This window comes from Ideonella sp. (assembly GCF_041918995.1).
Classification (GTDB): Bacteria; Pseudomonadota; Gammaproteobacteria; order Burkholderiales; family Burkholderiaceae_C; genus Ideonella.
Map to the genome: position 1 here is coordinate 30,517 of NZ_JAYRUN010000020.1, position 21,436 is coordinate 51,952.

The following is a 21,436-nucleotide window of genomic DNA, read 5'->3' on the forward strand; positions in this document are numbered from 1 at the left end:
CGCGTGGCTCAGGCCTTGAGGTAGTCCACCTGCCGCCCCAGCCAGCGGCGCACCTGGGCCTGGGCGGCGGCGGGGTGCTCGGCCAGCAGGCGCGCCGCGGCTGTGCGAGCAGCGGCGAGCAGCGGGGCGTCCTCCGCCAGGTCGGCGAAGCGCAGCAGGGCATCGCCGGACTGGCGGGCGCCCATGAATTCCCCCGGGCCGCGGATCTCCAGGTCGCGCCGGGCGATCTCGAAGCCGTCGGTCGTCTCGGCCATGGCACGCAGGCGCTGCTTGCCGGTGTCCGACAGGGGCGTGGAGTACATCAGCACGCACACGCTGGCGCGCTCGCCCCGGCCCACCCGGCCACGCAGCTGGTGCAGCTGGGCCAGGCCGAAGCGCTCGGCGTGCTCCACCACCATCAGGCTGGCGTTGGGCACGTCCACGCCCACCTCGATCACGGTGGTGGCCACCAGCACGGCCAGCTCGCCGGCCTTGAAGCGGGCCATCACCGCCGCCTTCTCGGCCGCCTTGAGCCGGCCGTGGATGAGGCCCACGCCATGGCCCGGCAGGGCCGCGGCCAGCTCGGCATGGGTCTCGGTGGCGTTGCGCAGCTCGGCGAGCGGCTTGCCGCGCGCCGCGGCACCGGGGCCGCCCTCGGGCGTGTCCTCCACCGCCTCCACCAGCGGGCACACCCAGTACACCTGCTGGCCGTCGGCCACCGCGTCGGCGATGCGGGCGATGAGCTCGGCGCGGCGCTGGTCGGCGATGAGCTTGGTGACGATGGGCGTGCGGCCCGGGGGCAGCTCGTCGATGGTGGACACCTCCAGGTCGGCGAAGTAGGTCATCGCCAGGGTGCGCGGGATGGGCGTGGCGCTCATCATCAGCAGGTGCGGCTCCACCGTGGCGCCGCGGGGCGCGGGCGCGGCGGCCAGCTTGCGGCGCAGCGCCAGGCGCTGGGCGACACCGAACCGGTGCTGCTCGTCCACCACCGCCAGCCCCAGCCGGGCGAAGTGCACGTCCTGCTGGATCACCGCGTGCGTGCCCACGACCAGCTGCGCCTGGCCGGCCGCCACGGCGGCCACCGCCTGCGCGCGCGCCTTGCCGCGCTGGCTGCCCGTGAGCCACGCCACCTGCACGCCCAGCGGCTGCAGCCACTGCAGCAGCTTGGCGAAATGCTGTTCGGCCAGAATCTCCGTGGGCGCCATCAGCGCACATTGCCAGCCGGCATCGATGGCCACCGCCGCCGCGAGCGCGGCCACCACCGTCTTGCCGGCGCCCACGTCGCCCTGCAGCAGCCGGTGCATGGGGCGGCCCGCGGCCAGGTCGGCCGCGATCTCCTCCGCCACGCGGCGCTGTGCGCCGGTGAGCGCAAAGGGCAGGGCGGCCAGCAGGCGCTCGTGCAGGCCGCCGCGCCGGGCGCTCAGCACCGGGGCGCGGTGGCGCGCCCGCTCCTGGCGCGACTGCGCCTGCGCCAGCTGCTGGGCCAGCAGCTCCTCGAACTTCAGCCGCTGCCAGGCCGGGTGGCTGTGGTCCTGCAGCGCGGCCTGGGGCGCGTCGGCGGGCGGGTGGTGCAGGGTCTGCAGCGCGGCCCGCAGGGCCGGCAGGCCGGCCGGCACGGTGCCGGGCGGCAGCACCTCGGCCAGGTCGGCCCGGGCCAGGCCGGCGGCCACCGCCTTGCGCAGGTAGGCCTGCGGCAGGCCGGCGGCGGCCGGGTACACCGGCGTCAGCGCGCTGGCCAGGGGGGCGCCTTCCGGGGGCAGCGCCTTGAAGTGCGGGTGCACCATCTCCAGGCCGAAGAAGCCGCCGCGCAGCTCGCCGCGCACGCGCACCCGCGTGCCGGGCTGCAGGGCTTTCTGGTGCGAGGGGTAGAAGTGCAGGAAGCGCAGCACCAGCGGCTCGCCATCGTCGCCTGCCAGGCGCACCACCAGCTGCCGGCGCGGGCGGAACTGCACCTGCGCGTCCACCACCTCGGCCTCCACCTGCACCGTCTGGCCGGGGCGCGCCTCGGCCAGCGGGGTGAGCCGGGTCTCGTCCTCGTAGCGCAGCGGCAGGTGCAGCGCCAGGGCGAGCGGGCTGGTCAGGCCCATGGCCTCCAGCGCCCGGGCGGGGCCGGACAGGCGTGCCCGGGCCGGCGCGGACGATGCGGCGGGTGCGGCGGGGGCGGCGGGGGCGGCGGGGGCGGTGGCGGTGTCCGGCGCGGCGGCGGGCGGCATGGCGAGGCATTGTCGGCCGTCCTGCGCGCGGTGGTGGCCGCGGCACGGACCGTGACCGATGCTTGCAGTTGGCGGGTTCAGGGCCCGGGCGGGTGGACGAAATGCGGGGACAATCGCGCCCGCCCTGCCACCTCGTCCTTGCCCGTCGCCGCTGCCGCCATGCGTATCGCCCTTCGCCTGCTTGTCCTGATCGCCACCGTGCTGGGCCTCGGTGTGGCATTTGCTTGGGCCTGGGACCGCTCGGACACCCGCGCCCAGCAGGCCGTCAGCGCCGGCGCACCGCCCGCCGCCACGCCGGCGTCTCCCGCGCCCTGACCCGGGGGCGGCGCGCGCGCCAGGGCCGAGCGCAGCACAGGCCGAAAGGCCCACGCGCCCGGGGCCGCCCAGGCCCATGGAACAATCCGCCTTCGCCCACTTGGAGGCCGGTCCAGCCTGCAAGCCATGCCCCATCCTCGCCCTGCCGACACCCCGTACACCCTCGCCGATTTCGATTTCGCGCTGCCGCCGGAGCTCATCGCCCAGCACCCCAGCGCCGAACGCAGTGCGTCGCGCCTGCTGGATGGCCGCGGCCCGCGCCCCGTGGACCGCGTGTTCCGCGAGCTGCCCGGCCTGCTCGGCCCGGGCGACCTGCTGGTCTTCAACGACACCCAGGTGATCAAGGCGCGCCTGCTGGGCGAAAAGCCCACCGGCGGTGCCGTGGAGGCGCTGGTCGAGCGCATCGTGCCCGATGCCCCGGGCGAGCCGCCGCACCAGGTGCTGGCCCACCTGCGGGCGAGCAAGTCGCCCCGCCCGGGCAGCACCGTGCGCTTCTCGCGTGGCGGCGCCGGCTCGGGCGAAGCCGGCTTCGACGCCCAGGTGCTGGGGCGTGCCGGCCCGGACGACTCGCTGTTCCGCCTGCGTTTCCCGGCCGACCCCCTGGCGCTGCTGCAGGCGCACGGCCACGTGCCGCTGCCGCCCTACATCACGCACGCCGACGAGGCGGAGGACGAGCGCCGCTACCAGACCGTGTTCGCTGCGCGCCCCGGTGCGGTGGCCGCGCCCACCGCCTCGCTGCATTTCGACGAGCCCGTGCTGGCGGCCCTGGCGGAGCGCGGCGTGCGCACCGCGCGCGTCACGCTGCATGTGGGCGCCGGCACCTTCCAGCCCGTGCGCAGCGAGCGCCTGGACGAGCACCGCATGCACTGCGAGTGGTTCGACGTGCCCGAGGCCACCGTGCAGGCCGTGGCGGCCACCCGCGGGGCCGGCCGCCGCGTGGTGGCCGCCGGCACCACCAGCCTGCGCGCGCTGGAATCCGCCGCCCTGCGCTGCGCGGGCGAGGGCCTCACCGCCCCGCAGCGTGGCGAGACCGACCTGTTCATCACGCCGGGCTTCCGTTTCCAGGTGGTGGACACGCTGGTCACCAATTTCCACCTGCCCAAGAGCACGCTGATGATGCTGGTGAGCGCCTTCGCCGGCCATGCCCACGTGATGGCGCTGTACCACCACGCCATCGAGGCCCGCTACCGCTTCTTCAGCTACGGCGACGCGATGCTGCTGGACCGCACCCCCGGCGTGGCCTGATCATTCGCGCCATGCCTGCTGCCCGCTTGCCTGCCCGCGCCCTGGCCGCTGCCCTGGCCCTGGGCGCCGCCTTCGGCCCTGCCGCGTCGGCGCTGGCCGCCGAGCCGGCTGACGCCGCGATGTGGGCGCTGGCCGAGCGCCATGGCTGCACCGCCTGCCACCAGGTCGAGCCCGGCGGCCAGGCCAGCGACGGCCTGGCGCCGCTCGGCCCCGCGTGGCGCGATGTCTCGCTCAAGTACGCCGGCGAGCGCAGCGTGGAAGACCGCCTGGTGGCCACCGTGCTGGGCGGCTCGCGCCCGCACCTGAGCCACTGGAAGGGCGAGCGCAGCGGCGCCAGCATGCCGGCGCAGCAGCCGGCCATGTCCCCGGAGGACGCCCGCGCCCTGGTGCGCTGGATCCTCGCGCTCGGCCCCCGGCCCTGACCTGACCATGCCCTTCGGGTGCGCCGCCCGCGCGCCCGCCCCACCCGATGCTGCAGTTCGACCTTCTCGCCACCGACGGCCATGCGCGCCGCGGACGCCTCACGCTGAACCACGGCGTGGTGCAGACGCCCATCTTCATGCCCGTGGGCACCTACGGCACCGTCAAGGGCGTGCTGCCGCGTTCCCTGCACGACATGGGCGCGCAGATCATCCTGGGCAACACCTTCCACCTGTGGATGCGCCCGGGCCTGGACGTGATGCGCCACTTCGGCGGCCTGCACGGCTTCGAGAACTGGCACAAGCCCATCCTCACCGATTCGGGCGGCTTCCAGGTGTGGAGCCTGGGCGAGATGCGCAAGATCAGCGAGGAGGGCGTCAAGTTCGCCTCGCCCGTCAACGGCGACAAGCTCTTCCTCACGCCCGAGGTGAGCATGCAGATCCAGACGGTGCTCAACAGCGACATCGTCATGCAGTTCGACGAGTGCACGCCCTACGAGACCAAGGGCCACCTCACCACCGAGGCCGAGGCGCGCTTCTCCATGGAGCTGAGCCGCCGCTGGATGACGCGCTGCATCGCCGAGTTCCGGCGGCTGGAGAACCCGAACGCCCTGTTCGGCATCGTGCAGGGTGGCATGTTCGAGCACCTGCGCCAGGAGTCGCTGGACGCGCTGGTCGAGCTGGACCTGCCGGGCTACGCCATCGGCGGCGTGTCGGTGGGCGAGCCCAAGGAAGAGATGCTGCGCATCATGGCGCACACGCCGCACCGCCTGCCCGCGCACAAGCCGCGCTACCTCATGGGCGTGGGCACGCCCGAGGACCTGGTGGAGGGCGTGGCCTGCGGAGTGGACATGTTCGACTGCGTCATGCCCACGCGCAATGCGCGCAACGGCCACCTCTTCACGCGTTATGGCGACCTGAAGATCCGCAACGCCCGCCACAAGAGCGACGAGCGCCCCATCGACGAGAGCTGCCGCTGCTACACCTGCGCCGGCGACGGCCACGGGCGCGGCGGCTTCAGCCGCGCCTACCTGCACCACCTGGAGCGCTGCGGCGAGATGCTGGCCCCCATGCTCGCCACCATCCACAACCTGCACTACTACCTGAACCTCATGCAGGAAGTGCGCGACGCGCTCGACGCCGGCCAGTTCGCGGCGTTCCGCCAGCGCTTCGCGGCCGACCGCGCACGCGGCGTCTGACCGGTCGCGTCCGGCGGCGCGGTGTCGTCGTCCGCCTACGCCGCCCTGAGGCGTGGGCCGATGGCCCCCTGGGGCGGGGCGGGCCACAGTGGTGCCCGAGCCGGGGCGCACCGCCGCCGGCCCTGCCGAGGATGCCCGCCATGATCGACCGCCTTGCCCGCGCCGCCAGCGCCACGCCGCCCACACCGTCCGGCGCGCCGCCCACGCCGGCCGGGGCCTTGAGCGACGGACGGGCCTCGGCGTCGGCCCAGGCCGCGCAGGACCACCTGGTGCGCATCGCGACCCCGGTGCACCGCCGCGCTGCCGCCGCCGCGGCGCCCGTGTCCATCTACGACGCCCTGCGCGCCTCGCACGAGATCCAGCGCGCCCTGTGCCGGCAGATCGTGCGCATCCCCGGCTCGCGGCCGGACAAGCGCGTGGCGGTGTTCAAGAGCCTCAGGCTGGAACTGGCCGCGCACGAGGCCGCCGAGGAGCGTTTCCTCTACGTGCCCATGCTCATGCACGACACCGGGCTGGACCCGTCGCGCCACGCGCTGCACGAGCACCACCAGATGGACGAGATGGTGGAGGACATCCAGGCGCTCGCGCCGGAAGGCGAGGCGTGGATGACGCATGTGAAGGCGCTCGCGCACAAGGTGCGCCACCACCTGGACGAGGAGGAGCACAAGTTCTTCCAGGCCTCCGGCAAGATCCTGAGCGATACGCAGAAACTCACGCTCGGGCGCCGCTACCTGCGCGACCACGCCCGCATGCTGCGCGTGCTGGCCGGCAAGGGCTGACGGCGCCCGCCCGCCCGCGGGTCCGGCCCTCAGGCCGCGGCCGCCTGCTCCACCTGCATGGCCGGCCTGGCCTGCACCCGGGCCAGCCAGGCCTGCACGTGCGCATGGCCTCCCACCGGCGCGCCGAGGAAGGCGCTGTAGCCGACCACCGAGGCCACCAGCAGGTCGGCCATGGAATAGGTGTCGCCCAGCATCCAGGGCTGCGCCGCCAGCCGCGCGTCCAGCAGGCCCAGCAGCCCGTCCAGCACGGCGCGGGCCGCGTCGGCGTGGGCGGCATGGCGCAGCGCCTCGTCGCCCACCGTGGCCACTTGCAGGCGCACGATGGCGGCGCCATAGGTGACATAGGCCCAGGTGCACCAGGACAGGGCCTGCAGCCGCTGCGGCGTGCCGGCGGCCGGCCACAGGCCCTGCGCCACGCCGTAGGTGTCGGCCAGCCACAGCTGGATGGCCAGGGCCTCGAACATCGGCGCGCCGTCCACGGTGAGCGTGGGCACCTTGCCGTTGGGGTTGAGGGCCAGGTAGGCGGGCCGGTGCTGCTCGCCCGCCCGGATGTCGACCTTCACGCGCTCGTGCGGCACACGCAGCTCGGCCAGGGCCGCGGCCACGGGCGTGGCGCTGGACAGGGGGTGCCAATACAGGACGATGGCGGGGGAGTGGGACATGGGGGGTTCCTCGATGCAGGGTGGATGACGGCCCCACTCTAGGCAGCATCGCGGACAGATTCCGCCCTCGATCGCCGCTAGAGTGCAGCGCATGCTCAGCGCCTCCGCCCGCCTGCTGCGCTTGCTGGCCCTGCTGCAGGCACGTCGCCACTGGGCCGGCGCCGAGCTGGCGGAGCGCCTGGCCGTCCACCCCCGCACGCTGCGCCGCGACATCGAGCGCCTGCGCGAGCTGGGCTATCCCGTCGAGGCCAGCAGCGGCGTGGCCGGCGGCTACGCGTTCCGGCCCGGCCGCGCCCTGCCGCCGCTGCTGCTCGACGACGACGAGGCGCTCGCCGTGGCCATCGCCCTGCGCACCGCCGCCTCGGGCAGGGTGGGCGGCATCGAGGAGACGGCGCTGCGCGCGGTCGTCAAGCTGGAGCAGGTGATGCCCGCGCGGCTGCGCCAGCGCGCCGACGCCCTGCGCACCACCATCGTCCCGCTGGACAGCATCGGCCCCGTGGTGGAGGCCTCGCTGCTGGCCACGCTGGCCGGTGCCTGCCGCGACCAGCTCGGCCTGCGCTTCGCCTACACCGACATCCACGGCGCGGCCACCGAGCGCGCCGTGGACCCCCACGGCGTGGTGCACAGCGGCAGCCGCTGGTACCTGGTGGCCTGGGACCGCGACCGCGCCGACTGGCGCACCTTCCGCATCGACCGCATCGTGCCGCCGGCCACCGTGGGTGCGCACTTCGCGCCGCGCCCCGGCCCGCCAGGGGGCGACCTCAAGGCCTTCGTCTCGCGCGCCATCTCGGTGTCGCCCTATCCCACCCAGGCGCGCATCGTGCTGCACGCCCCGCGCGAGGCGATGGCCGAGCGCATCCCCGCGGCCTATGGCGTGCTGGAAGCGATCGACGCGCAGCGCTGCCTGCTGCAATGCGGCGCCCACGCGCTGGACCAGCTCGCCTACTGGCTGCTCGCCTTCGACGTGGACTTCGAGGTGCTGGCACCGCCAGAGCTGCAGGCGCACCTGGCGCGCGCGGGTGAACGGGCCCGGCGCGGCGCGGCCGGCGGCAGCGCGGCCGGTGACAGCGCGGCAAGCGTCACGCCGCCGCAGGGCACGGCCCCCGGCCGCGCCACCCGGCCGCCGAGAATGCGGCCCCGATGACCGACCCGTCGACGCCTGCCACCCTGTCCGACGGCCGCCGACTGCGCTGCCCGCGCTGCACCGAGCCGCTGCTGCCGCTGGCGCTGAGCTCGCACCGGCATGCCCGCCTCACGGTGGACCACTGCGCGGGCTGCCGCATGGTCTGGTTCGACGCGCTGGAGTCGGTGCAGCTCGACGCGCTCGGTTGGGTGCGGCTGCTGCGGGCCATGGAGCGCGGCCTGGCGCTGCCGCTGGCGATGTCGCAGGTGGCGCGGCCCGCCTGCCCGCTGTGCACCACGCCCTTGAAGCCGGTGCGCAACCGCAGCCGCTATGGCGCCTTCGCGGTGCTCGAGTGCCCCGAGGGACACGGCCACCTGCACAGCCATGCCGGCCTGCTGGCCGAGCGCGGGCTGGTGCGCCCGCTGGGCCTGCCCGAGCGTCGCGCACTGGCCAGCGGGCGCCACCCGCTGCGCTGCCTCAACTGTGGCGGGCCGGCGTCGCTGGACGACGTGCACTGCAGCTGGTGCGGCACCGCCCTGGTGGTGCTGGACCTGCCGCGCCTGGCGCATTCGCTGCAGGTGCGTGACGCCGCCATGGGGCCGTCCCCCGCGCAGCGCGGGCGGCACGTGGCCTGGGCGTGCCGCGGCTGCGGCGCGCCCCTGGACCCGGCCCGCGACACGGCGTGCCGGTCCTGCGGCCACCTGGTGGTGGCCAGCGAGCTGCCCGACCTGGACCCGCTGCTGGACGCCGCAGAGGCCGCCCTGGCCGACGCGGCGGCGCGCACGGCCCGCGTGCGCGAGCGGTTTCCCAGCGGCCGGCAGGCGCCTGCCGAGGCGCCAGCCCGCGTCAGCACACGGCGTGAGCGGCCGGGCTGGGGCTGGCGCGGATGGGCGCCCCTGGCGGCGCTCGGTGCCGCGGGTGCGCTGCTGTTCGGCGTCGTGCTGGGCGTGGGGCGGCCGTCGGTGGACGGCCTGCTCGCCCAGCGCCTGGGCCGGGAGCCGGCCCGGCTGTGGGCCACCGTGGTGCAGCACGAGGCCCTGGCCGATGCCGCGTCCCACCGCCAGCTGGCGCTGGCCGTGCTGGAGCTGCACCTGCGGCAGCTGACCGGTGACGAGTGGCCGGCGGATTGGCGGCTGTCGCGCTGGCTGGAACGCCGCCCCGACACGGTGGACATCCGCCGCCACTGGCGCGAGCTGGTGAACGCGTCGCTCGTGTGGCAGCCGGCCCGCGAGGCCGACGAACCGCCGGAGGACGCGGCGCCTGCGGGCACGCGCCTGTCGCCGGCGGCGCCGGGCGCATGGGTGGAGGCCGACGCGCGCAGCGTCGGCCTGTGGGCGCCGCAGCTGCGCCACGCCGGCAGCGTGCCGGTGCCGGTGGACGAGCTGTCGGCCACGATCGACGCGGGTGCGGTGGACACCGTGGCCTGGCGTTGCGTGCGTGCCGACGCCGGCGCCCCGGCCTGGCTGGCGCCGGGCGACAGCGTGCGGCTGCTGTGCCGCTCGCAGGTGTCGCCCCAGATGCTGGGCAGCACGTGGACGCAGGCCATGCACGCCCTGCGCGCCGGCCAGCCCGGGCTGGCCTGGGAAGACCTCGGGCATGCCAGTGAGGCCGGCCTGGTGCAGTTGGCGAACCGTTTCGCCGACCGGCATGGCGGACAGGCGGACTCGCTGCCCCTGGCCGCGCGCTGGGCCGCGCTCAGCGGGCCACGCCTGCTGGCGGCCTGTGGCGCGGCGCTGCTGCTCGGGCTGGCGGTGTTCTGCGGCCTCGCGCGCGTGGTGGGCGAGCGCGCCGCCACGCTGGGTGTGCTGGCCACGTCGCTGCCGCTGTTCACGTGGCTGTCGATCGGTACCGGGGCGGCGGTGCCGCTGCTGGTGTTCGGTGGCGTGTCGGCCACCGCGGGGGTGCTGTTCGGCTACCGCTACGTGTTCCGCTGGTACCGCGACGCCGCCGCGCAGTGGGGGCGCCGCGCCTGAGTCTCGCGCCTCAGGACCGGTCGCCGCCGGCGCCGCCGATGGCCGAGCCCACCGTGCCGCCCAGGCCCGCCAGCACCAGCACGTACCACAGCGACAGGCTGCTGCCCGCCAGCTGGATGACGCCGCCGCCGGCGGCCACCAGGCCCATGGCCGCCACCAGCGCCACGCCGAGCAGGGGCCAGGCGAGCAGGCGGGTGGACACGCGCACGGCCGGGTCGCGGGCGCCCACCGCCAGCAGCGCGTAGCCGAGCAGGGAGAACAGCGGGAACAGCACCCACAGCGACAGCCCCGGCGCGTGCGCCGTCCAGCCCATGGGGGCGGCCACCAGCAGCAGGGCGGCGGCGAGGCCGAGAACGGCGAGCAAGCCGCCGGCAATGACGAGGGCCATGGGGGCGAACCGGAGTGGGTGACGGGCGGCAGCATAACGCCCGGACAGGGCGCCCGCAGCGCGGCCCGCCGGCTGCGTTGCCCGGAGCGAGAAAACGGTCACCGGCGAAGGCCACTGCCCGGTTCGTACAATCCCGCCCGGCATGCCGAGCGGCCTCCGCGTCGTCGGCATGACCATCCGCTGGGGGTGTTGGCGAGTCTGCATGGCAGGCGCCGACTGAGAGAGTCCCTTTGAACCTGATTGAGGTAATCCTCGCGCAGGGAAGCGGTGGCCGGAGCCGGGTGTCGCCTCTTTCTCGCGCTGCCCCGCCGTGCGCCCCGGCCGCGCGCCGACCTGCCATCTGCATGCCCACGCACATGGCACATCCCTTCTTCAGCCGCTCCCTTCGTCTGGCACCGGCCCTGCTGTGGCTGGCCGCCGCCACCACGCACGCGGCGACGCCGCCCGCACCTGCGGCCGCCCCGGCATCCACCCCGGCCGGCCACGTCATCGCCGAGATCCAGGTGCTGCCGCGGCCTGCCGGCACGGCCGACGACCGGTACAGGCACGTGGACGCGGCCATCGCCGTGATCCAGGCCTCGGGCCTGCGGCACGAGGTGCACGCCCTGGGCACCGTGGTGGAAGGCCCGCCCGAGAAGATCTGGCCGCTGCTGCAGGCCATCCACCAGGCCACGCTCGCCTCGGGCGCCGAGCGCACGCTGAGCGTCATCAAGGTGTCCAGCGCGGCCCAGCCCGGCGGGCCCACCGTGGAGGAACTGGTGCGCAAGTTCCGTCCGTGAGGTGAAGTGCGCGGTGGCCGTCGGGCCGCCGCCACGGCGACGGCGCGCCGCGTCAGTGCCTGCGGCCCTTCACCGCGTTGGCCGTCGCCGTCAGCCGCAGCGGCCCGTCAGCCGGCGTGCCGAGCGCCTGGCGGACCCGCTGCTTCACATGCCGGCGCTGCGCGTCGGGCAGCGCCGCCAGCAGCTCGCGCAGGCGCGAACTGCCCCGGGCGGTGGACCAGAACTCGTCGAAGTGGCCGAAGGCCCGCTGCACCTCGATGCGGCAGGTCTGCACGTCGGCCAGCCCGGCGTCGCGCCACAGCGCGGCCGAGGCGTCCCGTGACGATGCCCAATGGCTGGGTGGCGGATGCGAGGCGAGGCCCTCGGCGCGCAGCGCATCCACGATCGGCTGCAGCGGAAAGCCGCCACCGGCCATGTCCCAGTGGTACGCCGCCACGGTGCCGCCCGGGCGCGTGACGCGGGCGAGCTCCCGCACGCCGCGCAGCGGATCGGGCAGGAAGAACAGCACCAGCGCCATGGTGGCCGCGTCCACGCTCGCGGACGGCAGGGGCACCGACTGGGCGTCGGCCACGACGAAGTGCACGGCGTCGCGGCGCATGCGCCGGCGCGCGAAGTCCAGCTGCGCCGGCGACGGATCCACTCCCACCACCGACCGGGGCCGCTGCCGGGCAAGGAGGGCCTGGGTGAAGGCGCCGGCGCCGCACCCTGCGTCGAGCCAGTCCAGGCCCGCGGGCAGGGCGAGCCAATCGAGGAACGGTGGGGCCACCCCCGCGCTCCAGCGTCCCATCATGTGTTCGTACGCGGCGGCGTCGTCGAAGCGGAAGGGCATGGCCGCGGCCGGCGTCCCGGGCCGCGTCTCGGGCTGTGGCGTGGCGGTTGCCAAACGCGGCAGCTTCACGCCACACTGCCCGTCCGGTGGACAGGCTCAAGGCCATTCAGTACTTCCTCGCCGCAGCGCAAGGCGGCAGCCTGTCGGCCGCGGCGCGGCAGCAGGGCGTGACGCTGCAGGCCGTGGCCAAGCTGGTGGGCGCACTGGAAACCCAGCTGGGCGCCAAGCTGTTCGACCGCGACAGCCGTGGCCTCAAGCTCACGGCCGACGGCGCCCAGTACGCGCAGACCTGCGCCCCGCTGCTGGCGCAGCTGGAAACGGCTGAAGAGGGTCTGCGCCAGGCACGCCAGCGTCCGCAGGGCACGCTGGTGGTGGGCGGCACGCCCTTCCTGGTGCAGCATGCCTTCGTGCCCGCGCTGCCGGCGTTCCATGCCACCTACCCCGACCTGATGCTGGACCTGCGCGCCGTGGTGCACCTCGACCACCCCGCCGCACGCGAGTGCGACCTGCTCGTGCTGCATGGCTGGTTCGAGGCCGGCGACTGGGTGCGCCGCGAGCTGCCTGCCATGCCGCAGGTGACCGCCGCCACGCCGGCCTACTGGAAGCGGCATGGCGTGCCCCGCCAGCCCGGCGAGCTGGCCGCGCACCAGTGCCTGTGCTACCGCAATCCCTATGGCAAGCTGCTCGACCTCTGGCGCTACCGCCAGGGCGGACCCCAGGGGGAGGTGGTGGAGCAGGTGGTCGTCAGCGGCTGGCTGAGCTCCAACCACCGTGACCACCTGCTCGAGGTGGCCCTGCAGGACGGGGGGGTGCTGCGCGTGGCGCCGGCCGCTGAGCCCGGCGCGCTGGCTGACGGCCGGCTGGTGCCCGTGCTGTCCGACTGGGAAATGATGGATCCGCCGCCGCTGGCGCTGTACTACCGCCCCGAGCACCGGCGCACCCTGCGCCTGCGGGTGTTCGCCGACTTCGTGGCGCGCCGCTGCGAGGAGCTCGCCCGCCGGACGCTCGCCAAGGGGCACGCCAGTCTGGACGGGCGCCCGGCCTGGCACCGCGGCAACAGCCTGCGCGCGTCGAGCTGGCTGACCCATCGCTGAGCGGTTCTGGATGGCGATCAGTCGATGCTGGCGCCGGTATCGCGCACGTACTGCACGTACTGGGCCTCTGCGCGCAGCATCAGCTCACGCGTCTCGGCCGGTGAGCGCGCCCCGCCCGGAATGAACAGCCGGTCGACCTCCTGCCGGTAGTCGGCCGTGAGCGTGGCCTGGCGCACGGCCGAGGCCAGGCGCTCCACGATCTCCGCCGGCAGGCGCGGCGGCCCCAGCACGAAATGCGCCGTCACCAGCGGGGCGGCCGCCACGCCCGATTCGCCGAGCGTCGGCACGGCGGGCAGCGCAGCGATGCGCTCGGCCACGCTGCAGCCCAGCAAGGTGAGGCGGCCCGACTGCACATGCGGCAGGCTGGCGCCCACGGGCATGACGGCGGCATCGATGCGCCCTTCCAGCAGGTCCGGCAGCAGCTGCGGTGCGCCCCGGTAGGGCACGCGCTCGAGCGGGATGCCGAGCGCCTGCGTCACCTGGCCGGCCACCATGTCTTCGGATACATTGCTCGATCCGCGCATGAGCGGCCGGCCCGTGGCCTTGGCGTGCACCGCCAGCTCGGCGAGCGTGCGCACCGGCACGCGTGCGTTCACCACCAGGCATTGCGTGTTGCCGCCGATGGCGGCGATGGGCGAGAACTCGGCCAGCGACCGGTAGGGCGATGCCTTGCTGAGGTGGGGGAGCCCGGCGTTGGATGCCAATGCGAACAGCAGCGTGTGGCCGTCCGGCGGAGCGTGCAACACTGCGCCGGCCGCGATGCCGGTGTTGCCGCCGGTGCGGTTCTCCACCACCACCTCCTGGCCCAGTGCGGCGGCCATGCCGCGGGCGAGCGCCCGGGCGGCTGCGTCGCTGGGCCCGCCGGCGGGCGTCGGCACGATCAGGCGCACCGGCCTGTCCGGGTAGGCCGCCAGCGCGCCCGCGGCGGTGCCGAAGGCGAGCGAGGCGACAGCGAGGGCTGCGGTCCACCGGGTCATTGGGGGCCTCCTTGTCATGGGGGTGAGGCGCAGTGTGGCCGCACCGGCGCGGGGCGAGAAGGGACTCGGCGGTGCAGCCGGCCTCAACCGACGGTTCAGGGCGAGGCGTTGCATGGGTGCCGGGCCATGGGCGTCAACCACCGGTTCAGGCGGGCTGCACCGGATGACGGCTTCACTGCGCCGGCAGCGGTGCCCATGATGGCCGCCATCGACCAGAGAGCCGCCGCCATGAGCACGACGACTACCGCCCCCGCCCCCGCGCCGCTGCCCCTCCGCAGCACCTACCTGCAGGCCCTGACGTGGCTGTTCACCGTGTTCAACTCGGTGCGCGTGCTGGCCTACCTGCCGACCTTGTGGGCCATCTTCGACAGCGGCGACAGTGCCCAGCATTCCCTGTGGACCTGGCTGACCTGGGTGGGCGCCAACGCCACCATGGCCGCCTGGCTGTACGAGCAGAACGGCCGCCGCGTCCACCGGGCGGTGGTGGTCAACGCGTGCAACACGCTCATGTGCCTGGCCACGTGTGCCCTCATCGTCGCCTACCGCCCATGACCCACCCGTCGCGGCCCGGCACCGGGCAGCGCTATGCTGGAGGCCATTCAGGGAGACAGCGAATGGATGACTGCGATCGCGTGGCGGTCTGGCGCCGCGGGCTGCTTCGTGGACTGGCCATCACTGCCACGGCCGTGCTCGGCGCCTGCGGCGGCAGCGACGAGGACCCGCCGGCCACGGTGCGTTTCGTCCACCACTTCAGCGCCGTCAACGGGGCGGCCTACTACCCGGCCTCGGGCCTCACCCAGGCACCCGACGGGCACTTCTACGGCGTCTCCTTCGCCGGCGGCGCGGCGGATCTCGGCACGCTGTACCGCCTCACACCCGATGAGAAGGTGGAGGTGCGGCACGCGTTCCAGGGGGACACCTCCGGCGCACTGCCGAACGGCGACCTGGTGCTGGCGGACGGGGGACAGGCACTCTATGGCACCACCGCCATGGCGGGGGAGGGCCCGTCCACGGCCTTCCGGTGGTCGCTGTCGGGACAGTTCAGCACTTTCGGCTACCTGGGAACCCGGCTCTCCAACACCTACGACTCGGGCCTGGTGGCCGGGTCCGACGGCAATCTGCACGCCGCCACCGAGTACGAGTGGGTGAGCCTCACGCCTGGCGCACGCAGACCGCCGTGCCCTTCGACTGGCGACCGGTCTGGAGGATCGGCGACCTGGTCGCGGGCGAGGGAGGCACGTACGTGATCGTCGGCCGCCACGACGGGGCGCCGAGCACGCTGGAGTTCGTGTCGCACGACGGGCTCTTCACGCCGCTGTTCACCTTTGACGGTGCGTCGCCCGTGGGGCAGGGCCCGAAGGGGCTCATGCGGGCGCGTGACGGCTCGCTGCGCGGCTACACGCGCAACGGCGGAGCCCATGGCCATGGCGCCTTGTTCAGGGCGGCGGCCGATGGTGCAGTGACTCGTGTGGCCGACCTGTCGGCCCCGCTCTGCGGCCCACTCACCGAAGCCCAGGACGGCCAGTGGTACGGTTTCGTGTGCGACGGCGATACCACCGCCATCGGCCGGATCGCGGCCACGGGCGAGGTGTCGCGGTTGCACACATTCAGCGGCGCCCGGCTCACGCCCTTCCAGCTGCTGGAGCATCGGCCGAACCGCTTCTATGGCGTCACGTGGTCGGGCGGGAACCACGGACTGGGCTCGATCTACGAGATGGTCGTGACGCCTTAGTGGCATCCCGCGCCCGCGCCGACGCCGCGTGCGGCCCACGTCCATGGGGGGCGTGGCACGTCAGCGTGCCCGGGGCAGCCACGCTGCGCTAGGCTGCCTGCGCGACAGGGAGGCACCATGCAGCACACCCCCACCATCCCGCCGTGGGCGCGCCGGCCGGCGCGCGCCGTGGCCCTGGCCGCCGGCGTCCTGCTGGCGTCCTGCGGCGGCAGCGACAGGCCCGAGGCGGTGGACGTGCGAATCGTCCACAGCTTCGACGGGCACGACGCGGGCCCCTACCTCCCGGCCTCGGGCCTGACGCCTGCGCCGGACGGCCACTTCTACGGCCTGACGACCTGGGGTGGCACCCTGGACCGCGGGACCCTCTATCGCCTGACGCCCGACGAGAAGGTGGAAAGGCTGCATTCGTTCCAGGACGGCGCGGACGGCGCGCTGCCCTACGGCAGCGAAATGGTGCTGGCCGACGGTGGCCGGTCCCTCTATGGGACCACCAATTACACGATGGAAGGGCCGTCGACGTCCTTCCGGTGGTCGCTGGGCGGCGGGTTCACCTCGTTCGGCTACCTGGGCACCGTGCGGCAGGACTACAGCGACGGCCTGGTGGCGGGATCGGATGGCAACCTGTATGGCGCGACCGACCGGGAGTGGATGCGCATCACGCCGGAGGGCGTCCAGACGGGCTTCCTCTACCCGCTTCCCCACTTCTGGTTCATGGATTCCATGGTCGCGGGCGACGGAGGCACCTTTGCGCTCGTGTGGCATCAATCCGGCGCGCCGCACGCACTGGAGTTCCTCTCGCACGAAGGCGAGGTCACGTCGTTGTTCTCCTTCGGCGAAGACACGCCCGTCGGCGACCACCCCATGGGGCTGGAGCGCGCGCGGGACGGCACGATGCGTGGCTACACGGGCCGGGGCGGCGCCCATGGCCATGGCACCTTCTTCCAGGCCACCACGGCCGGCGTGGTCACCAAGCTGATCGACCTGCCGAAGCCGCTGTGCGGCATGCTCACCGAAGCGAGCGATGGCCGCTGGTACACGTTCGTCTGTGAAGAGGGCGCCCATGCCGTCGCCCGCATCACCCCGGACGGCAGCTTCACGGTGATCTACACCTTCTCCGATCCGGAGTTCTTCCCGGAGGCCCTGGTGGAGCACCAGCCGAACCGCTTCTATGGCGTGTCGTTGCACGGCGGGGCCATGGGTCTCGGATCGATCTTCGAGCTGGTCATTGCGCCTTAGCGGTGGCGGCCGCGGGCCCGATCCGTTCGAACAGGCCGGGGTAGTCCAGGACCAGTCCCGCCTCGTCCACGCGGAGCAGACACTCGAAGCCGCTGCCGTCCAGGCTCTCGAAACGGTACAGGCGGTCGGCACAGCGCGTGTACGCCTGCGCCTTCGCCTGCACCACCAGCTCGGGCGCGCGGACCCATGCCATGCGGAACCCGCGGCGCTCGCCCACCCGCAGGCCGGCCCGCCAGAGCGGGAAGCTGTTGGTCAGCGGGGTGGGCCAGATGTCGATGTCCACGCAGCCGTCCAGCGCGGGCAGCGGCGTGCCGCTGCCGTCGGTCCAGTGGCCGGCCGCGTCCCCACGCAGGGCCAGGCGCCGGCGCGCCAGCCCCTTGCAACTGCGCAGGTCGGCCCGGCGCAGCCGACCCTGGGCATCCCACGACAGCCGGTAAGCCAGACGGAACGGCTCGCCGTCCTCGTCGATGGCCAGCAGGGCGCTGTCGGCCGTCCGGCCCACCAGGCCCACGTGTTCGATGCCGGTGTCCGGATGGCGGGGGTTCCAGGCGGCCTTCCAGCAGACGCTGCGCGGGCTGTGGAACCGCATGTGCAGGGCTCAGGGTGACCCGAGCTCCACCACCGGCACGAAGCCACCGAAGATCATGCGCTTGCCGTCGAAGGGCATGGGGTTCTTGGCCGGGTCCCAGCGTGGGTCGCTCTTCATCCGCTCCTCCATGCCGGCCATGGCGGTGTCGCGCGTGGCCTTGTCGGGCCACTCGACCCAGGAGAAGCACACGGTCTCTCCCTCCTTGGCGTCCACGGCGCGGTAGAAGTCGGTCTGCTTGCCCTTGGGCACGTCGTCACCCCAGCACTCCAGGATGCGGGTGGCGCCCATGTCGATGAAGAGGGCGTCGAAGTAGCGGGCGTGCTCGGTGAACTTGTCCTTGTTCTCGGTGGGTACGGCGATCACGAATCCGTCGATGTAGGCCATGCAGGTCTCCGGTGAGGGGTGGGAAGGACGCCGCGGGGCGGGCAAGGGCGGTGCCGCGCGGCGGGGGAACAGGCGCGCGCGCGTCAGCCCTGGGGCCCGGCAGGCGCCATGGCGGCGGGGTCCATCCAGAACGGGCCCCAGAGGTGGTCGTCCGGGTCGGCGAGGTCGCGGCCGTACATGAAGCCCAGGTCCTGCACCGGGTTCACGTCGGCGCGGCCGCCGTGCGCGGCGGCGGCGGCGTTCATGGCGTCCACCTGCTCGCGGCTGTCGAGCGCCAGCGCCAGCATCACGCCAGTGGTGCCGGCCGCCGGCAGCGGTCGGTCGGTGAAGCTGCGCCACTTGGCGTGGGTGAGCAGCATGGTGTGGATGGTGTCGCTCCACACCATGCAGGCGGCGGTCTCGTCGCTGAACTGCGGGTGGCGGGTGAACCCGAGCGCCTCGTAGAAGCGGATCGAGGCAGGCAGGTCGGCGACCGGCAGGTTCACGAAGATCATCCGAGGCATGGGCGCTCCTTGGCAAATGCGGGGTGTTCATCAGGACGACGAACACGCCCGGCCGGAATCGACATGCCCGGTGCGGCCGTGGCCCGCCCGGCCGTGGCCCCTCAGGTCGGGTACTTCACCGCACAGCCGTAGGCCCGCGTGGTGGCCTGGCTCACGGGCTTGCCCCCCAGCGCCTCGTCGAGCGCCTGGGCCACGTAGTTGGTGGCGGTGGCGATGTCGGCCGGGTTGGCGGTGGGCTTGCTGTCGATGGCGCCGGCGTAGATGAGCATGCCCTGCGGATCGATGACGTACATGTGCGGCGTGGTGCGCGCCTGGTAGCTGCGGGCGATGGCACCGTCCGGGTCCACCAGGGTGGTGCTGGGCGCGGCGCCCTTGGCCTTCTGCCAGGCGGGCAGCTGGCCGCGGGTGCGCTCGGCGTCGCCCTGGCCGACCGTCTGGATGGAGACCCATGCCACGCCCTTGTCGGTGAGGCGCTTCTGCACGGCCGGCATGTTGCCGCTGCTGTAGTGCTTGTCCACGAACGGGCACTCCGGGTTGGTCCATTCCAGCACCACGTACTTCCCCTTCATGTCGGCCAGGGACACCGGCTTGCCGGACACGTCGGTGCCGGAGAAGGGCGGCGCCGGCTTGCCGACCACGGCCTGGGCGGCCGCCACGCCGGAGAGGACGACGAGGCCGGTGCACACCAGCGCGCGGGCCATCTGCGAAAGCTGCTTCACTTCATGCTCCTTGGGGGTGGGGGACGAGAGTTCATCGGGGGGACGTGCCCGGGGGCGGCAGGGCGGCCAGCGCCTGCGTCACCGCCGAGGCGCTGAGGACCTCGGGCAGCAGCACGGGCAGGGCCGGTGGCTGGCCGGCGGGGCCGTACAGCGCATACACCGGCACGCCGCTGCGCTGCAGGCGCTGCAGCTCGCGGGTGATGTCGGCGTCCCGCCGCGTCCAGTCGGCCCGCATCAGCACCACGCCGTGCCGGGCGAACGAGGCGAGCACCTCGTCGTCGGCCAGGGTGGTGCGCTTGTTGTATTGGCAGGTGATGCACCAGGCCGCGGTGAAATCCACGAACACGGGGCGTCCTGCCGCGCGCGCGCTGTCCACCGCCGCGGGCGACCACGCCTGCCACAGCGGGGGGGCGGTGCGCGTGGCCGCGCCGGGCGGGTCGGGCAGGCTGGGCACCGCCCAGGCCAGCGTGGCGGCCAGGGCCGTGGCGGACAGCGCACCCAGGCCGACACGCGCACGCCGCCCCAGGCCCGGCGTGCCCAGCGCCCAGGCCACGAAGGCCACCGCCACCAGCACGCCCAGCAGCGCGACGGCCGCGTCCAGCCCCGCCTGCTGCCCCAGCACCCACAGCAGCCACACCACGGTGGCGAACATGGGGAAGGCCATCAGTCCCTTGAAGCGCTGCATCCACGCGCCGGGACGGGGCAACCTGCGCGCCAGCGCCGGAAAGCCGGCGACCGCCAGGTAGGGCAGCGCCATGCCCAGGCCCAGCGCGGCGAACACCGCCAGCGCAGCGGCGGGCGGCAGCGTCAGCGCGGCGCCGAGGGCGGCGCCCATGAAGGGCGCGGTGCAGGGGGAGGCGACGGCCACGGCCAGCGCCCCGGTCAGCGCATCGTCGGCCAGCGGATGGCGCGCGCGCAGCGTGGCCAGTCCGCTGGGCAACACCGAGCCCAGCTCGAACAGGCCGCCCAGGTTCAGCCCGATCAGGGTGAACAGCAGCGCCAGCGCGGCCACGAACAGCGGCGCCTGCAGCTGGAAGCCCCAGCCCAGCTGCTCGCCGCCCGCGCGCAGCAGCAGCAGCACCGCGGCCAGGGCGAGAAACGTGAGCACCACCCCGGCGGTGTAGGCCAGCCCGCTGGCGAGCCGACGGCCACGGTCCTGCCCCGGCGCGGCGAAGGCCAGCAGCTTCAGCGACAGCACCGGGAACACGCAGGGCATGAGGTTCAGCAAGGCACCGCCCACCGCGGCCAGCACCAGGGCGAGCGCCAGGCTCGGCGCGGTGCCGGCCGCCTGCGCAGTGCCGGCCGCCTGCGCGGCGTCGCCGAGGGGGCGCGCTGCGGTGGCGGCCGGCACCGGCCCGGCGGCATCCCAGGGGGTGGACAGCGGCGCCTCCACCCGGATGCCGGCGGCCTGGCCCGCGGCCGCCAGCACCAGCGGCAGGGCACCGGGGCTCGCGCTGCGCTGGGCCGACAGCGGGACGCGGGCCGTCCAGCGGCCGCCGTCCCAGCGCTGCACAGCCGGCGCGGCATGGTCGATGACCCCTTCCGTTTCCGCGAAGACGGCGAGCGAGACGCCGTGCAGCGACGCGGGCAGGCCGTCCACCTGCAGCGCCAGCGCGTCGCCGTCCACCCGGGCGCCGGCCTGTACGCCGTCCACCGTGCGTGGGCGGGCGGCCGCGGCGCGGGCGAAGTCGCCGGCATGCTGCGCCACGCGCTCGCCCGCGGGCAGGCGCAGCGAGAACTCGCCGGACTCCGGGATGCAGATGTCCTTGCACACCAGCCAGTCGGCGCGCAGGTGCACGTCCAGCACCGGCATGCGGTAGTCGGCCGGGAGGTGCAGCGTGACCGGCAGCAGCACCGTGCCTTCGTAGCCGTAGTTGACCAGCGGGCCGAAGGGCAGACGTTGCGGCGTCGGCCACTCGATCGGGCCGGCCCGCACGCCGTCCGGCAGCCGCCAGGCCAGCGTGGTGGGCAGGCCCGAGTCGCCGGGGTTGAGCCAGTAGGTGTGCCAGTGCGGCTGGTGCGTCAGCCGCAGGCCGAGGCGGATCGTGCGCCCCGCGGACACGCCCTCGGGCGCGTGGGCCAGCAGCTCGGCGTGCACCCGCTCGGTCTGCACCACGGCCTGCGCCCGGGCCGGCAGGGGCAGGGCCAGCAAGGCGCCGGCCAGCACGGTGGTGGCAGTCAGCGCGCGGACAGGCGGCAGGCAGGCAGGCATCGGGACCTCAGCCGGATGGCGCGCCGCGTGGGGCCGGGCGCGGGGGATCGAGCATGGAATGCCGGCGCCGGGCCAAAGTTCCCCGGC

23 protein-coding genes and 1 riboswitch are annotated in these 21,436 nt (G+C 74.2%); of the genes, 13 read left to right on the forward strand and 10 right to left on the reverse strand.

From position 1 onward, the window contains the following. Positions 1-8: 8 nt before the first annotated feature. Positions 9-2,192 (reverse strand): ATP-dependent DNA helicase RecG, encoded by a 2,184-nt coding sequence (recG, locus tag ACE3UN_RS16615; RefSeq protein ID WP_374676095.1) that lies wholly within the window; start codon positions 2,190-2,192, stop codon positions 9-11. 159 nt (positions 2,193-2,351) lie between these two features. On the opposite strand from recG, the gene ACE3UN_RS16620 reads away from it, so the two are divergent. From ACE3UN_RS16620 to ACE3UN_RS16640, 5 genes are all read left to right on the forward strand, one after another. Next, positions 2,352-2,507: a hypothetical protein gene (locus ACE3UN_RS16620; protein WP_374676096.1), complete on the forward strand. Its 156-nt coding sequence runs from the start codon at positions 2,352-2,354 to the stop codon at positions 2,505-2,507. A 126-nt stretch (positions 2,508-2,633) separates the two neighbouring features. Beyond that, complete coding sequence (gene queA / locus ACE3UN_RS16625; protein ID WP_374676097.1) at positions 2,634-3,752, forward strand: tRNA preQ1(34) S-adenosylmethionine ribosyltransferase-isomerase QueA; 1,119 nt, start codon at positions 2,634-2,636, stop codon at positions 3,750-3,752. 11 nt (positions 3,753-3,763) lie between these two features. Continuing rightward, the gene (locus tag ACE3UN_RS16630; protein ID WP_374676098.1) at positions 3,764-4,174 is read left to right on the forward strand and encodes a c-type cytochrome; all 411 of its coding nucleotides are present in this window, start codon (positions 3,764-3,766) and stop codon (positions 4,172-4,174) included. Between the two features lie 47 nt (positions 4,175-4,221). Continuing rightward, entirely contained in the window at positions 4,222-5,370 is a 1,149-nt protein-coding gene (tgt, locus tag ACE3UN_RS16635; RefSeq protein ID WP_374676099.1) for a tRNA guanosine(34) transglycosylase Tgt, read from the forward strand. A 140-nt stretch (positions 5,371-5,510) separates the two neighbouring features. Further along, on the forward strand, positions 5,511-6,149 hold the full coding sequence (locus ACE3UN_RS16640) for a hemerythrin domain-containing protein (protein ID WP_374676100.1): 639 nt from the start codon (positions 5,511-5,513) through the stop codon (positions 6,147-6,149). Positions 6,150-6,178: 29 nt separating this feature from the next. Here the strand turns inward: ACE3UN_RS16640 and ACE3UN_RS16645 are convergent, their stop codons facing one another. Further along, positions 6,179-6,811, reverse strand: coding sequence for a glutathione S-transferase family protein (locus ACE3UN_RS16645; protein ID WP_374676101.1), 633 nt, complete (start codon positions 6,809-6,811; stop codon positions 6,179-6,181). A gap of 91 nt (positions 6,812-6,902) precedes the next feature. On the opposite strand from ACE3UN_RS16645, the gene ACE3UN_RS16650 reads away from it, so the two are divergent. Further along, positions 6,903-7,955: a helix-turn-helix transcriptional regulator gene (locus ACE3UN_RS16650; RefSeq protein WP_374676102.1), complete on the forward strand. Its 1,053-nt coding sequence runs from the start codon at positions 6,903-6,905 to the stop codon at positions 7,953-7,955. Next, complete coding sequence (locus ACE3UN_RS16655) at positions 7,952-9,907, forward strand: zf-TFIIB domain-containing protein (protein WP_374676103.1); 1,956 nt, start codon at positions 7,952-7,954, stop codon at positions 9,905-9,907. The genes ACE3UN_RS16650 and ACE3UN_RS16655 overlap by 4 nt, the downstream gene beginning before the upstream one ends. Positions 9,908-9,917: 10 nt before the next feature. Here ACE3UN_RS16655 and ACE3UN_RS16660 read toward each other — a convergent pair whose 3' ends face one another. Next, positions 9,918-10,295: a hypothetical protein gene (locus ACE3UN_RS16660; RefSeq protein ID WP_374676104.1), complete on the reverse strand. Its 378-nt coding sequence runs from the start codon at positions 10,293-10,295 to the stop codon at positions 9,918-9,920. Positions 10,296-10,467: 172 nt separating this feature from the next. After that, a riboswitch (TPP riboswitch) is annotated at positions 10,468-10,575 on the forward strand. Between the two features lie 76 nt (positions 10,576-10,651). Here ACE3UN_RS16660 and ACE3UN_RS16665 point away from each other — a divergent pair. Next, the gene (locus ACE3UN_RS16665) at positions 10,652-11,074 is read left to right on the forward strand and encodes an MTH1187 family thiamine-binding protein (RefSeq protein WP_374676105.1); all 423 of its coding nucleotides are present in this window, start codon (positions 10,652-10,654) and stop codon (positions 11,072-11,074) included. A 52-nt stretch (positions 11,075-11,126) separates the two neighbouring features. On the opposite strand, the gene ACE3UN_RS16670 is transcribed toward ACE3UN_RS16665, so the two are convergent. Next, positions 11,127-11,903, reverse strand: a complete 777-nt coding sequence (locus ACE3UN_RS16670) for a class I SAM-dependent methyltransferase (RefSeq protein WP_374676106.1) — start codon at positions 11,901-11,903, stop codon at positions 11,127-11,129. 86 nt (positions 11,904-11,989) lie between these two features. Between ACE3UN_RS16670 and ACE3UN_RS16675 the strand changes: the two genes are divergently transcribed. Then, entirely contained in the window at positions 11,990-12,997 is a 1,008-nt protein-coding gene (locus tag ACE3UN_RS16675) for a LysR family transcriptional regulator (RefSeq protein WP_374676107.1), read from the forward strand. 17 nt (positions 12,998-13,014) lie between these two features. On the opposite strand, the gene ACE3UN_RS16680 is transcribed toward ACE3UN_RS16675, so the two are convergent. Then, positions 13,015-13,974, reverse strand: a complete 960-nt coding sequence (locus tag ACE3UN_RS16680) for a Bug family tripartite tricarboxylate transporter substrate binding protein (RefSeq protein WP_374676108.1) — start codon at positions 13,972-13,974, stop codon at positions 13,015-13,017. Positions 13,975-14,202: 228 nt separating this feature from the next. Here ACE3UN_RS16680 and ACE3UN_RS16685 point away from each other — a divergent pair, with 228 nt between their 5' ends. From ACE3UN_RS16685 to ACE3UN_RS16700, 4 genes are all read left to right on the forward strand, one after another. After that, positions 14,203-14,526, forward strand: a complete 324-nt coding sequence (locus ACE3UN_RS16685; protein ID WP_374676109.1) for a hypothetical protein — start codon at positions 14,203-14,205, stop codon at positions 14,524-14,526. 62 nt (positions 14,527-14,588) lie between these two features. Beyond that, positions 14,589-15,221 (forward strand): choice-of-anchor tandem repeat GloVer-containing protein, encoded by a 633-nt coding sequence (locus ACE3UN_RS16690; RefSeq protein WP_374676110.1) that lies wholly within the window; start codon positions 14,589-14,591, stop codon positions 15,219-15,221. Beyond that, entirely contained in the window at positions 15,218-15,706 is a 489-nt protein-coding gene (locus ACE3UN_RS16695; protein WP_374676111.1) for a choice-of-anchor tandem repeat GloVer-containing protein, read from the forward strand. The genes ACE3UN_RS16690 and ACE3UN_RS16695 overlap by 4 nt, the downstream gene beginning before the upstream one ends. A 117-nt stretch (positions 15,707-15,823) precedes the next feature. Then, complete coding sequence (locus ACE3UN_RS16700; RefSeq protein ID WP_374676112.1) at positions 15,824-16,942, forward strand: choice-of-anchor tandem repeat GloVer-containing protein; 1,119 nt, start codon at positions 15,824-15,826, stop codon at positions 16,940-16,942. On the opposite strand, the gene ACE3UN_RS16705 is transcribed toward ACE3UN_RS16700, so the two are convergent. From ACE3UN_RS16705 to ACE3UN_RS16725, 5 genes are all read right to left on the reverse strand, one after another. Further along, complete coding sequence (locus tag ACE3UN_RS16705; RefSeq protein ID WP_374676113.1) at positions 16,929-17,531, reverse strand: putative glycolipid-binding domain-containing protein; 603 nt, start codon at positions 17,529-17,531, stop codon at positions 16,929-16,931. The two genes, ACE3UN_RS16700 and ACE3UN_RS16705, sit on opposite strands and share 14 nt — an antisense overlap. 9 nt (positions 17,532-17,540) lie before the next feature. Continuing rightward, on the reverse strand, positions 17,541-17,915 hold the full coding sequence (locus ACE3UN_RS16710; protein ID WP_374676114.1) for a DUF1428 domain-containing protein: 375 nt from the start codon (positions 17,913-17,915) through the stop codon (positions 17,541-17,543). Positions 17,916-17,998: 83 nt separating this feature from the next. Then, complete coding sequence (locus ACE3UN_RS16715) at positions 17,999-18,418, reverse strand: VOC family protein (RefSeq protein ID WP_374676115.1); 420 nt, start codon at positions 18,416-18,418, stop codon at positions 17,999-18,001. 101 nt (positions 18,419-18,519) lie between these two features. Beyond that, the gene (locus ACE3UN_RS16720) at positions 18,520-19,137 is read right to left on the reverse strand and encodes a redoxin domain-containing protein (protein ID WP_374676116.1); all 618 of its coding nucleotides are present in this window, start codon (positions 19,135-19,137) and stop codon (positions 18,520-18,522) included. A gap of 31 nt (positions 19,138-19,168) precedes the next feature. Further along, on the reverse strand, positions 19,169-21,349 hold the full coding sequence (locus ACE3UN_RS16725; RefSeq protein ID WP_374676117.1) for a protein-disulfide reductase DsbD family protein: 2,181 nt from the start codon (positions 21,347-21,349) through the stop codon (positions 19,169-19,171). Between the last annotated feature and the right edge of the window lie 87 nt (positions 21,350-21,436).